The following is an 11,565-nucleotide window of genomic DNA, read 5'->3' as shown; positions in this document are numbered from 1 at the left end:
GGGCCCGTGTTATTATATCCCCAGGGGTCGGGCCCTTTCTGGGGCGTGGTGCGCCAGGTGGTGATCCGGGAGAGCTGAAGGGCAGATGGGTTCAGCCCTCCCGGAAGCTTGTCAGGCTGGGTTCTCCGCGTGCGTGAGGGTCTCCCACGCGACGAAGAGGTTGTTCGACCCGGCCGGACGGCGGGACTCGGTGATGACCTGGGTGTTGGTCATCGCGATCCCGAGCCGGGTGTGCAGCGCGTTGAACCCGACCTCGGTGATCGGGCCGAGACCGCGCTTCAGCGTGCCCGTGCACAGCCAGGACGGGACCGGCTCGAGGTTGCGCTCCCACTTGGACTGGAAACCGAGCGCCTGCCGCAGCCGCTCACCGAACTCCGGGTACATGTCGATGCCCTGGATCCGCGCAGTCTCCAGTACGTGCGAGATCGACGAGATGCCGTAACCGGTGTGAACGAAGTCGCGACAGGTCTCCTGAGTCAGACCGGTCACGAACGTGCTCTGCTTCTGCCAGTAGTTGATGATCTTGTCGCGGGTGTCGAGGTTCTGGCTCGGCACCGTCTTCGGCAAAGCACCGTCGGACTCCAGGTACACGTACGCCGGCACGCGGAGCCGGAACAACGCGATCCCCTTGTCGTACACGGCCTGGTCGTCGAGGAACACGCCGATGCCCTGGATCGCCTCGGTCATGCTCAACTCCCAGTTCCCGTTGGAGTTCGAGCCGTTGATGATCTCGGGCAGATAGACGTTGCGCAGCATTGTCGCGAAGCGGCCCGCGTTCGGCCAGTTGCCGTACACGCGCTTGATGATCTCCGCGGCCTTCGGCCACGACGACGCCGACCACGCGGTCTGCAGTGGAGCGTTGCTGTTGGTGTGGTCGCGGATCGTCGCCGACCACGCGTCCATCAGCTGAATCGCCTTCTGTGCATAGCGATCGTCGCGGGTGAGATACCACAGCAGCGCGTCCGTGTACGCCGCGATCGCGTCCTCACGCTCGTCGGTGCACCCGTAGTTCGGGTCCGAGTACGACCCACACTCGACCACCGCGCGCGGCTTCGGCGTACGGGACAAGGACGCGTAGGAACTGTTCTTGGCCTGGTTGAACGCGTTCGTCCATGGCTGGGCGCCGGCCTGCACCTTGGCCCGGACGAAGTCCAGCTGGGCCTGGCTCGATCCGACGCCTGGGTGGGTGAACGTCGCGGGCGCCTGCACGGCACTGGGCTCGGCTTTCGAAGCGGCAACTGCTGGACTGCTGAGTGTCGCGGCGACCAGAGCTGCACAGGCAGCAGCCAGGACCAGGGGTTTCTTTCGCATGGGCGGATGTCCTGTTCTTCGGGGCGGTAGACACCTGCGCTTCCCCCACTAGCGCAGGGTCTTTTCGAAAGTTTGACGACGGACGGTGAGCACGTCAATATCCCAGCAGGTACGAAATCACCGTGGAACAGCCGAACGACTCTTCCCAGCTCAGTGGAACAAAGTGAGGATTTGTCCCACGAAACGACACCAGTTCCTGACCGTCGGAACCGCAGTCATGGCCGCCCCGGCACTACCCTCCGTAACCCCCCACCGCCTCCGCCGCGACCGACGCCTTGCGGCGGCCGTGTGGGCTCAGCCCGCCTGGGTCGCCAGCTCGGTCGAACGCACACCGGCCGCGTCAAGCAGCGCGGCAGCGGTGAGTACGCCGATGCCACCCAGGTCCTGGGCGCGGACGACCGCCCTGGCGCTGGCGCCATCGAAGATCATCGTCAGCTGGATCGCCAGCGTGCCCGGATCCTCGGCACCGGCCTTCACCAGCTCACGGTGGAAGAAGTCGGTCAGGTGCTGCTTGAAGTGCCGGGCGACCACCGAGCCCGGGTGCTCCGGGTTCTTCAGCTCGACCGCCGTACTGACGTAGGGACAGCCCAGGAAGTCGCCCCGGGCAACCAATTCGTCCTGCCGCTCGAACACCGTCAGGATCCGGTCCCGGGCCGGCCGCTCGTCCTCCGGCCCCGGATGCAGCAACGCCTGGTACGACGGGCCGCGGCTGGCCAGGCTCTCCGCGATCAGCTCGTCCTTGGAACGGAACAGCTGGTACATCGACTTCTTCGACACCCCGGCCGCCTTGCACAGCGCGTCCACTCCGATGTTGACGCCGTCGCGGTAGAAAAGTTCGCCCGCGGCCTCGAGGAGGCGTTCGCGGGGTGTCGCCGAGGTGGTCATGCAACGAGGGTACCGGCTGGATTTGATTTCAGAAACCGATCGGTTTACAGTCATGGAAACAGATCGGTTTCCAACCCTCAGGAGCAGCGACATGACCACACTCGAAGGCGCCGTCGTCCTGGTCACCGGCGGCCAGCGCGGTATCGGCAAGGCGATCGTCGACGACCTGCTCGACCGCGGCGTGGCGAAGGTCTACGCGACCGCGCGCACCCCCAAGCCGAGCACCGACCCACGCGTGGTCCCGCTGCCGCTGGAGATCACCGACCAGACCTCGATCGACGCACTGGCCGCGGCCGCACCCGATGTCACGGTGCTGATCAACAACGCCGGCGCCAGCTCCCCGGACACCTACCTGGATGCGCCGATCGACGACATCCGCGCGGTCTTCGAGGCGAACTTCTTCGGCCCGCTCGAGCTGACCAAGGCGTTCGTCCCGATCATCGAGCGCAACGGCGGCGGCCACATCCTGAACGCGCACTCGGCGCTGTCCTGGGTCGCGCGGCACGGCGCCTACTCCGCCACCAAGGCCGCGTTCTGGCTGCAGACCAACGCGATCCGCCTCGAACTGCTCGGCCGAGGCATCGACGTCACCGGTCTGCACATGGGGTACGTCGACACCGACATGGCCGCTGCCGTCACGGCACCGAAGTCCCGGCCGGAGGACATCGCCAAGCAGGCACTCGACGGTGTCGAGTCCGGCGCCCACGAGGTGCTCGCCGACGACACCGCGCGCGGCGCGAAGGCTGCGATCTCCGGAGACCTGACCGCTCTCTACCCGGAGCTCGTCCAGGCCTAGTTGCCTGAGGCAACATAGACGTCCCGGTCGCGGGTGTACTCCAGTGCGCCCGCGATCCCGTCGGCGACATCCGCTCCGCACACCCGCTCGACGACGTACAGGGCGAGGTCGATGCCGGAGGTGACGCCGCCGGCGGTGATCAGGTCGCCGTCGTCGACGACGCGGTTCGTCTTGAGGTCCGCGCCGAACGCCTCCAGTTCGGCCCAGGCGCCGCGGTTCGTGGTGGCCGGGCGGCCCTTCAGCAACCCGGCCTCGGCGAGCAGCATCGCGCCGGTGCAGACCGAGGTGATCAGGCTGAGGGTCGGCGCGAGTTCGGCGATCCTCGCCGTCATCACTCCGCGCCGCGCCTCGGCCCACGAGCCGGTCTCGGCCCGGTTCATCCATCCGCCGCCGGGGACGAAGAGTGCGTCCGGAGTACGGAGGCCCTCCGGCGCCTTGAACTGCAGGCCATGCAGCCCGGTCACCTCGACCGGACCGTCCAGACCGACCAGCGCCATATCGAACTCCGGCCGCCGCCGGGCATGACTCCAGACCTCGAACGGACCCATCACGTCCATCTCGTCCACACCGTCGAACACCAGCATCTCGATTCGCATGCCTCCACCCAACCGTCCGGCCACGACGTCAGCCAGTGGCCGAGACGACGGTGTTCGCAAGGATCTGGCCACGAAGATCAGACCAGCACGTCGGTGGCCTTGTGGTCGCGACCGCACCCCTTGACGAAGATGACGGTGCTGTCGGAGTTGTCGGTGCGCAGGTGCAGGATCTCCCGGTACGCCGGCGAGTCGTACCAGCCGAGCAGCCGGTCGTAGTCGGGGAACTCGATCACGATCGGAGCGCCGCTCCACTCGCCCTCGATCGGCTCCGCGTCGTCGCCGTGCACGATGAAGTGCCCGTCGTACGGCGCCAGCGTCGCGTCGACGCGGTGCAGGTACTCGATGATGTCCGCGCCGAACGTGATGTTGCGCAGGTAGGCGATGGCGTACGCCGTCATGGTGACTGTCTCCTCATTCTTTCGGACGATTCCGATGCGACAAGCCTCCGGCAGAAGCCGAATCGAGACGATTACCTCAGACGTCATCCCGCCTGCTTGGTCTGCTGCCGACGTACCGTAGATGGCATGTCAGCCACAGGGGGACCGCCTTCCGCGCCTGTCGAGGAGGTGGGGGAAGAGCGGGTCGGGCCGTACCGGTTAATCCGGCGGCTCGGACAGGGCGGCATGGGTGTCGTCTACCTGGCCGAAGGACCCGAGCGCCAGGAGGTCGCGCTCAAGGTACTGCGCCCGCACGTCGCGCACGACCCGATCGCACGGGCCCGGTTGCAGCGTGAAGCGACCACACTGCAGAAGGTGAGTCACCCCGGCGTGGCCGGCATCCTCGACCACGACCTGGAGGGCGACCAGGCCTATCTGGTGACCCGGTTCGTGCCGGGGCGCCCGCTGGACGAGCAGGTCGACGAACGCGGGCCGCTGACCCCGCGCAAGTGGCTGCCGCTGGCCGGATGCCTGGCGGAGTCGCTGCAGGCGATCCACCTGGTCGGCGTGATCCACCGCGACCTCAAGCCCGGCAACGTGATGATGTTCAACGGCAAGCCGGTGATGATCGACTTCGGCATCGCGCAGGCGGCGGACGACCTGCGGCTCACCCAGACCGGCCTGGTGATCGGTACGCCGGGCTACCTCGCACCGGAGCTCATCGCGGGCGAGATGGTGTCGGAGTCGGCGGACTGGTGGGGCTGGGCGGCCACTGTGGCGTTCGCGGCCACCGGACGGCGGCCGTTCGGCAAGGGACCGTTCGAGGCTGTGCTCCATCGGGTGCACAGCGGGCAGGCCGATCTGGACGGACTCGACCCGCGGCTGAAGCCACTGCTCGCCGCGGCGCTCGCACCCGACAAGAACGACCGGCCGACGCAGGTCGAGATCATGGAAGGGCTCAACCGGTACGCCGAGGGCCGCGACGCGTTGCCGACGCGAGAAACGCCCGCGCCCGAGACGGTGCACCTGAACCCGCCGACCGCGCTGATGACTCGTGAGATGCCGTCGGACGAGCACTCACCCACTGACGTGGCGGAGCTCGTGCCGTCGGTGATTCCGCCGCTGTCGGCGTTCGCTCCGATCCGCGACAAGCTGCGTGAAGCTGCTGCAGCCAAGAAGGCGGCTCAGCCGTTGCCGACGGCTTCCCCGCCGGTTCACCCGGTGAACTACAGCCCGGCGCCTACCGCGGCGCCACCTGCAGCGATGCCATTGCCGTATCAGAGCGGTCCACAGGACGTCGCGCCGTACTACGGGGCGCCCTCGCCGTACCAGCAGCAGAGTCCCGTGCCGGCGCCGTACCAGCAGGGCGGACCGCCGTACCAGCAGCCTGGGCCGCAGGAGCGTTCGCCGCAGCCGCAGGCGCCTCGGCCGGAGAAGACTCCGCCGACCGGGAAGCGTACTGCGGTCATCGTCGGGTTGATGGTGGCGCTGACCGGGCTGATCGCGCTCTACCCGGGTCTGGGTTCGCTCATCACCATCGTGCTGTTCGTGATCGCGCGGACCGTCGACCGATCGAGTACTGCGCTGATGCGACGCCGTCAGATGCGCGGTCGGTCCGGCCGCTCCGACAGTGTGGTCGCCGCAGCGTCCACACCGTTGCAGCTGGTCATGGCGGGTCTGGTCACACTGCCGTGCCTGATCCTGCCCGTCGTCATCGGCGGTGTTGTCGGGGTTGTCGTGACCGGAGTGCTCGCCACAGCCAACGATCTGGATTGGCAGCCGCTGTCAGCCTTCGGCTTCGGTTCCGCCGCACTCACCGCACTGGTCACTGCCTGGTGGGGCCCCGGCGGCACTTCACTCCGCCGCGGAGCCCACATCGCCGCCCGCAACACCTTCCGCCGGCACTGGCTGTCCGCAACCATCGCCGCCGTACTCCTGGCGATCGGCGTACTCACCTTCTACCAAGCCACTCAGGGCGAAGGTTCCACCTGGGCCCGCACCCCCATCGAAACCCCCACCATCGACCGCCCCACCCTCAACGACCTCCGAGACGCCCCCTTCATCCGAGACCTCCCCTTCATAGGCCGCTGAGAACAGCATTGGCCGCTGAGAACAGCACCGGCCACCCCGACGAGCGGGGCGGCCGGCACAAGCTGCGTCAGGGCTGGATGATCTGGGTTCGTTCGGGGCCTACTCCGATGGCGGAGATGCGGGCGCCGCTGAGGGACTCGACGGCGCGGACGTAGGTCTGGGCCTGCTTCGGCAGATCTTCGAAGGTGCGGCAGCCGGTGATGTCGTCGGACCAGCCGTCGAACTCCTCGTAGACCGGGACCGCGTGGTGGAAGTCCGTCTGCGTCATCGGCATCTCCTCATGCCGTACGCCGTTCACGTCGTACGCGACGCAGACCGGGATCTTGTCGCGGCCGGTCAGGGTGTCCAGCTTGGTGAGGACGAAATCGGAGACGCCGTTCACGCGGGCGGCGTACCGGGCGATGACCGCGTCGTACCAGCCACAGCGGCGCGGCCGGCCGGTCGTCGTACCGAACTCCGCGCCCTGCTGCCGCAGCCACTCGCCGTCCGCGTCCAGCAGCTCCGTCGGGAACGGACCCTCGCCGACGCGAGTCGTGTAGGCCTTCACGACCGCCATCACGCGATCGATCCGGGTCGGCGGGATGCCGGCACCCGTGCACGCACCGGCGGAGATCGCGTTGGACGACGTGACGAACGGATACGTCCCGTGGTCGACGTCCAGCAGCGTCGCCTGACCGGCCTCCATCAGCACCGTCTTGCCGTCGTCCAGCGCCTTGTTCAGCAGCAGGCTGGTGTCGGCCACCATCGGCCGGAGGCGTTCGGCGTACCCAAGCAGTTCGTCCAGCACCTCGGAGATCTCGACCGCGCGCCGGTTGTAGACCTTCACGAGCAGCTGGTTCTTCTGCTCCAGCGCGCCGGTGACCTTCTGCTCGAGGATCTTCTCGTCGTACAGGTCCTGGACCCGGATGCCGATCCGGTTCATCTTGTCCGCGTACGTCGGCCCGATGCCGCGGCCGGTGGTGCCGATCCGGCGGCTGCCGAGGAAACGCTCGGTCACCTTGTCGAGGGTCCGGTTGTACGGCGGGATCAGGTGCGCACCGGCGCTGACCACGAGCCGCGAGGTGTCGAGTCCGCGGGCCTGCAGCGCGTCGAGCTCCTCGAACAGCACGTTGAGGTCGATCACCACGCCGTTGCCGATCACCGGGGTGACGCCGGGAGTCAGGATCCCGCTCGGCAGCAGGTGCAGCGCGTATTTCTCGGAGCCGATCACGATCGTGTGGCCGGCGTTGTTGCCGCCGTTGAACTTGACCACATAGTCGATGACCTCGCCCGTGTTGCCGAGCAGATCGGTCGCCTTGCCTTTGCCCTCATCGCCCCACTGGGCGCCGACGAGCACGATTGCGGGCATCTCAGCCCTCCTCTTCACGCGCCGGCTGACGGCCTCACGACTGCGCGACTGCCGGACGCTGGAAACGGTGAAGCCCGGAGACGTTCACCGGACATTCATCCGGCAACGCATCCAGGCTCTTGCGACCAAAGCCTACCGGACCCCGGTCCACTGGCCGGCCTACTGCTCACCGTCTTGAAACGCTCACTTCAAGTAGCTGTTTCATCAATCGACGGCTTGCCATTCAGCGTGATCGCGTGCACACTCTTAGTCAGCGGCCCGCCGAAACTGCCGCAGGGGACGGTTCCGGCGGGCCGCTGTCTCGTTCTCTGACGAGAACAGTCGTCGTGCGGTCAGGCGCTGTCTCGTCCGACGCGTACGACGAGGCAGGCCGACTGCACCGCGAAGCGCAGCCAGCCTGCCTCGGTAAGCACGTCACCGTCGACCTCGCACAGCTGTGGTGGGTCGACTCGCACCGTGAGGTCACGACCCCGATCACGCTGGAGCGACGGACCGTCGCCCCGCTCGGCCAGCACCCGCGAGGCCACCCCGATCCACTCGGTCAGGCTCTCGGGGCTGACCGTCGCCACGTCCAGCCGGCCATCATCGACCTCGGCATCGGGCAGCAGCACCATGCCGCCGGTGAGCTCGCCGCAGTTGCCGACCACGACCGTGCGGGCCTGGCCGGCGGCCGCGGTGCGCCCATCCACCACCAGGTCGACCGCGAACGGGTCGTCTTTCAGGTGCGTGCCGCCGCTGGCGACGTACGCCGCCCAGCCGGCCTTGTCCTTCACGCCCTCGGGCGCGTCATTCATGATCTGGGCGTCGAAACCGAGCCCGGCCATGACGGTGAAGCAGTGGACGTTGTCCGCGCCGGTGCGCAGGTCACCAGCGCGCTGGCTCTCATCGGGGTCGACGACCAACCATCCGACGTCGATCGTGCGGTCCTGGCCGGAGAAGGCCGCGGCGGCCGCCTCGGCCAGGGAGTCGACCGGGAGGCCGAGGTTGCGGGCCAGCAGGTTCCCGGTACCGCCTGGAAGGAGACCGAGCGCGACACCGGTGCCGACGAGCTCCTGCGCCACCGCCCGCACGGTCCCGTCGCCCCCGAGGGCGCACACCAGACCGGCGCCGTCGCGAACGGCCTCGCGCGTCTGGCCGAAGCCGGGATCGTCCTCGGTCGTCTCGACCAGCGTCGGCGCCTCGACGCCCGCCGCGGTGGCCGCGTCCTGGAGAACCTCGCGCACGTCGGCGAGGTCGACCTTCGTCGGGTTGACGACGACGACGACCTCAGGACCCTTAGTTTTCACCCGCGTACTGTTGCACGGCGCCTGCGAGGCATACCAGCGACGGTGGCTGGGTACCCGTAGGTGAGGGGAGAACATCATGAACAGCAGCGGCGATCGGGCCGGCGACGTGAGCGACGAGGCGAAGAGGGCCGCAGCCAAGGCCGGTGACCATCCCGTGGTCGAGTGGGGGGCTCGCCTCGGCTACGGCGCCAGCGGCGTCCTGCACCTGCTGATCGCCTACCTGACCGCACGGATCGCTCTCGGCCGTGGCGGACAGGAAGCGAGCCAGTCGGGGGCGCTGGCGACACTCGCCGAGGAGCCGGTGGGACAGGTCCTGCTCTGGGTGATCGCGGCTGGGTTCACCCTGCTCGCCCTCTGGCAGCTCACCGAGCTCGTCGTCCGGCACGAGGCGTCGGACAAGGCGAAGGCCGGCGGCAAGCTCGTGCTGTACGGCGCGCTCGCCTGGACGTCCTTCACGTTCGCCTCGGGCGGTCGTACGTCGACCAATCAGCAGACCAAGGAATTCACGGTAACCCTGATGGAGGCACCGGGTGGCCGGGTGCTCGTCGGTCTGGTCGGCGTCGCCGTCATCGGCATCGCCGCCTACCACGTGGACAAGGGCTGGCGGAAACGGTTCCTCGGGGACCTGCAGGAGCACCCGGGCCGGTCGGTGGTCCTCGTCGCCAGGGTCGGCTACATCGGCAAGGGCATCGCACTGGCGGCCGTGGGCGTCCTGTTCATCACGGCCGCGATCCAGCAGCGGGCGGGCAAGGCGACCGGCCTGGACGGGGGCCTCCGGTCGATGCGGGACCTGCCCGCCGGCACGGTCATTCTGCTCGGCATCGCGCTCGGCCTGGCGGCGTACGGCGTGTACTCCTTCGCGCGTGCCCGCTACGCGCGCGTCTGATCCTCCACATCGCCGCGACGCAGCCAGCACCAGGCGAGCAGGGCCGCCACCGAGCCGTTGACGATGGCCACCACCACGTCGCTGACGAAGTGCATGCCCCGGTAGAGCCGTGCCGTCGCGACGAGGAACGGGATCGCCAGGCACACGCCGGCCACCACGCTGCGGAGCACCGGGTTCGTGATCCGCAGGGCCATCAGCCCCAGCGTGAAGTACAGCGCGGTCGCGGCACCGGTGTGCCCGCTCGGGAAGCTGGAGGTCGGCGCCGAGTTGTCCAGCTTCTCGACGTCGGGGCGCTGGCGGACGATGAGGAGCTGGGTGAAGAAGAAGACCAGCCCCTGCAGGCTGATCGCGATGAGCGGCACGACCGCGAACCACCACTGCTTGGTCCGCCGCCAGACCAGCACGACCACGACCAGGCACACGCCGATGATGCTGACCGTCGCGCCCGTCCACGAGAAGAACAGGGTGACCGCATCACCGAACGCCGCGCGTGACGACTCCAAGCTCTTGCTGACGCTGTCCTCGGAGACGCCCAGCTCCTTGAGCGGGCCGTCGGTGAGGAGCCACCCGATCCCGACCACGACCAACCACCACACCACCAGAGGGGCCAGTGCGCGGACCACCAGGTCACGGCCCGCCTCCTTGGCGGTGGGTCGGGACGTGTCGTCCTGCCAGCGGGTGAGGAACGCCATCAGTCTGAACCTTCCGTCGTGCTGTCGGTGGGGGTTGGCGGCCTCCAGCCCAGGTAGCCCGCGTACGACGCGGCCGTCAGCCCGCACCCGAGCAGCACACCGGCAGTGACGTCGGACAGGAAGTGGGCGCCCGCAAAGAGCCTGTCGGCACACGTCACGATCACCCAGACCGCACCGAGGCCGACCAGCAGCCTCCGGATACCGGTACCCACCAGGGGCCATATCAACAGCACGACCACGGTGACGACGATGGCGTTGTTGGTGGCGTGACCGGAGGGGAAGGAGAATCCGGCGTGCTGGGCGAACGGGTCCTCGATCTCGGGGCGGGCACGGCGTACGAGAAGCTTCAGCACGGCCGCGATCACCCAGCCGGCGGCCATCGTCGCCAACGCCCACCAGGCCCGCGTCCGCAGGTGCTTGACGAACCAGACGTAGAGGGTCACGGGCAGGCCCAGGACCAGGAACATCACCCAGGGCTGGCTGATCAGCTCCCACGCCTCGACGAACGACCGGAACCGTGGGTGGCCGCGTGTGTAGTCGGTTGCGGCGACGATGAGGTCCTCATCGAGGGTCACCAGCGGGTCGTACTTGGTGCGGACGAGGAACGCCAGCATCGCCAGCGGGACAGCGACGACAACCGCGTAGACGACCGCCCGCGTCAGTCGGCGCCAGGGGGAGACGGCGGCGGGGTCCATGACGGCATCCTTGCACCGTCGGCGGCTTGAGCTCGCAGGTCAGCGCGCCCCCGGACCGCCTACTGCAGCTCCTCCGGGTTGGAGGCCAGCCATTCCTTCACCCGGCGGTCGGCCTCCTCCGGGGACACGTTTTCGACCTTTGTCAGGATCGCCCAGCGGTGGCCGAACGGGTCGATCACGGTGCCGAAGCGGTCTCCGGTCATGAACGTCTGCACCTCCTCCACCGGCTTCGCCCCGGCCGCGACCGCCTTCGCGTACGTCGCGTCCACGTCGGGCACGTAGTGGACCAGCGAGGAGTGCACCCACTCGCCGTTCGGTGCCTGCAGCCCGATCTGCGGCATCTGGTCGCTCAGCTGCAGCATCGAGTTCCCGAACTTCAGCTCCGCCTGTCCGAGCCGCCCGTCCGGCATGTCCTGCCGGCTGATCACCTCGGCCCCGAACACCGACTGGTAGAACTCGATCGCCTTCGGCCCGTCCGCCACGGCGAGGTAGGGGGTCAGCGAGTGATAACCGTCGGGGATGGGGTTTACCGTGTTCTCCGTCATGTCGGTAGTCAATCCGTTGACCGCTGTACCGGTCTTGTAAGAAAGCGACAGCCACTG

The 11,565-nt window shown here is 68.1% G+C and carries 12 protein-coding genes; 3 read left to right on the top strand and 9 right to left on the bottom strand.

The features are described 5' to 3' along the window. Positions 1-111 precede the first annotated feature (111 nt). A complete protein-coding gene (locus tag AB0I34_RS27320; RefSeq protein ID WP_360450214.1) occupies positions 112-1,311 on the bottom strand; it encodes an alginate lyase family protein in 1,200 nt (399 codons plus the stop codon). A gap of 294 nt (positions 1,312-1,605) precedes the next feature. Continuing rightward, on the bottom strand, positions 1,606-2,196 hold the full coding sequence (locus AB0I34_RS27315) for a TetR/AcrR family transcriptional regulator (protein WP_360450211.1): 591 nt from the start codon (positions 2,194-2,196) through the stop codon (positions 1,606-1,608). A gap of 91 nt (positions 2,197-2,287) precedes the next feature. Between AB0I34_RS27315 and AB0I34_RS27310 the strand changes: the two genes are divergently transcribed. Continuing rightward, positions 2,288-2,992, top strand: coding sequence for an SDR family oxidoreductase (locus tag AB0I34_RS27310; RefSeq protein WP_360450208.1), 705 nt, complete (start codon positions 2,288-2,290; stop codon positions 2,990-2,992). Here the strand turns inward: AB0I34_RS27310 and AB0I34_RS27305 are convergent. Both AB0I34_RS27305 and AB0I34_RS27300 read right to left on the bottom strand, forming a co-directional pair. Beyond that, positions 2,989-3,588 (bottom strand): DJ-1/PfpI family protein, encoded by a 600-nt coding sequence (locus AB0I34_RS27305; protein WP_360450205.1) that lies wholly within the window; start codon positions 3,586-3,588, stop codon positions 2,989-2,991. The two genes, AB0I34_RS27310 and AB0I34_RS27305, sit on opposite strands and share 4 nt — an antisense overlap. Before the next feature lie 77 nt (positions 3,589-3,665). Next, positions 3,666-3,986 carry a DUF1330 domain-containing protein gene (locus tag AB0I34_RS27300; RefSeq protein ID WP_360450202.1) on the bottom strand — a complete coding sequence of 107 codons (321 nt, stop codon included), beginning with the start codon at positions 3,984-3,986 and terminating at the stop codon, positions 3,666-3,668. A 126-nt stretch (positions 3,987-4,112) separates the two neighbouring features. On the opposite strand from AB0I34_RS27300, the gene AB0I34_RS27295 reads away from it, so the two are divergent. Beyond that, positions 4,113-6,056: a protein kinase gene (locus AB0I34_RS27295; protein WP_360450199.1), complete on the top strand. Its 1,944-nt coding sequence runs from the start codon at positions 4,113-4,115 to the stop codon at positions 6,054-6,056. A gap of 67 nt (positions 6,057-6,123) precedes the next feature. Here AB0I34_RS27295 and AB0I34_RS27290 read toward each other — a convergent pair whose 3' ends face one another. Further along, complete coding sequence (locus tag AB0I34_RS27290) at positions 6,124-7,404, bottom strand: adenylosuccinate synthase (protein ID WP_360450196.1); 1,281 nt, start codon at positions 7,402-7,404, stop codon at positions 6,124-6,126. 332 nt (positions 7,405-7,736) lie between these two features. After that, positions 7,737-8,690 carry a diacylglycerol kinase family protein gene (locus tag AB0I34_RS27285; protein WP_360450193.1) on the bottom strand — a complete coding sequence of 318 codons (954 nt, stop codon included), beginning with the start codon at positions 8,688-8,690 and terminating at the stop codon, positions 7,737-7,739. Positions 8,691-8,766: 76 nt separating this feature from the next. On the opposite strand from AB0I34_RS27285, the gene AB0I34_RS27280 reads away from it, so the two are divergent. Beyond that, positions 8,767-9,576, top strand: a complete 810-nt coding sequence (locus tag AB0I34_RS27280; protein WP_360450190.1) for a DUF1206 domain-containing protein — start codon at positions 8,767-8,769, stop codon at positions 9,574-9,576. On the opposite strand, the gene AB0I34_RS27275 is transcribed toward AB0I34_RS27280, so the two are convergent. The 3 genes from AB0I34_RS27275 to AB0I34_RS27265 are packed head-to-tail and all read right to left on the bottom strand — an operon-like array spanning position 9,561 to position 11,508. After that, entirely contained in the window at positions 9,561-10,268 is a 708-nt protein-coding gene (locus tag AB0I34_RS27275) for a phosphatase PAP2 family protein (protein ID WP_360450187.1), read from the bottom strand. The genes AB0I34_RS27280 and AB0I34_RS27275 overlap by 16 nt on opposite strands. After that, positions 10,268-10,963 (bottom strand): phosphatase PAP2 family protein, encoded by a 696-nt coding sequence (locus AB0I34_RS27270; RefSeq protein WP_360450184.1) that lies wholly within the window; start codon positions 10,961-10,963, stop codon positions 10,268-10,270. Before AB0I34_RS27270 ends, AB0I34_RS27275 begins: the two co-directional genes overlap by 1 nt. A gap of 59 nt (positions 10,964-11,022) precedes the next feature. Beyond that, entirely contained in the window at positions 11,023-11,508 is a 486-nt protein-coding gene (locus tag AB0I34_RS27265; protein WP_360450182.1) for a VOC family protein, read from the bottom strand. Positions 11,509-11,565: the final 57 nt, after the last annotated feature.

The sequence above is a fragment of the Kribbella sp. NPDC050281 genome, from assembly GCF_040655855.1.
GTDB lineage: Bacteria > Actinomycetota > Actinomycetes > Propionibacteriales > Kribbellaceae > Kribbella.
Note: the sequence above shows the minus strand (reverse complement) of the source record. Positions and strands in the feature narration are given on the sequence as shown.

What these genes read in the sequence shown, in the direction of transcription:
- AB0I34_RS27265 (WP_360450182.1), bottom strand. Translation starts at nt 11,508, where the DNA reads ATGACGGAGAACACGGTAAACCCCATCCCCGACGGTTATCACTCGCTG.
- AB0I34_RS27305 (WP_360450205.1), bottom strand. Translation starts at nt 3,588, where the DNA reads ATGCGAATCGAGATGCTGGTGTTCGACGGTGTGGACGAGATGGACGTG.
- AB0I34_RS27270 (WP_360450184.1), bottom strand. Translation starts at nt 10,963, where the DNA reads ATGGACCCCGCCGCCGTCTCCCCCTGGCGCCGACTGACGCGGGCGGTC.
- AB0I34_RS27320 (WP_360450214.1), bottom strand. Translation starts at nt 1,311, where the DNA reads ATGCGAAAGAAACCCCTGGTCCTGGCTGCTGCCTGTGCAGCTCTGGTC.
- AB0I34_RS27310 (WP_360450208.1), top strand. Translation starts at nt 2,288, where the DNA reads ATGACCACACTCGAAGGCGCCGTCGTCCTGGTCACCGGCGGCCAGCGC.
- AB0I34_RS27275 (WP_360450187.1), bottom strand. Translation starts at nt 10,268, where the DNA reads ATGGCGTTCCTCACCCGCTGGCAGGACGACACGTCCCGACCCACCGCC.
- AB0I34_RS27280 (WP_360450190.1), top strand. Translation starts at nt 8,767, where the DNA reads ATGAACAGCAGCGGCGATCGGGCCGGCGACGTGAGCGACGAGGCGAAG.
- AB0I34_RS27315 (WP_360450211.1), bottom strand. Translation starts at nt 2,196, where the DNA reads ATGACCACCTCGGCGACACCCCGCGAACGCCTCCTCGAGGCCGCGGGC.
- AB0I34_RS27290 (WP_360450196.1), bottom strand. Translation starts at nt 7,404, where the DNA reads ATGCCCGCAATCGTGCTCGTCGGCGCCCAGTGGGGCGATGAGGGCAAA.
- AB0I34_RS27300 (WP_360450202.1), bottom strand. Translation starts at nt 3,986, where the DNA reads ATGACGGCGTACGCCATCGCCTACCTGCGCAACATCACGTTCGGCGCG.
- AB0I34_RS27295 (WP_360450199.1), top strand. Translation starts at nt 4,113, where the DNA reads ATGTCAGCCACAGGGGGACCGCCTTCCGCGCCTGTCGAGGAGGTGGGG.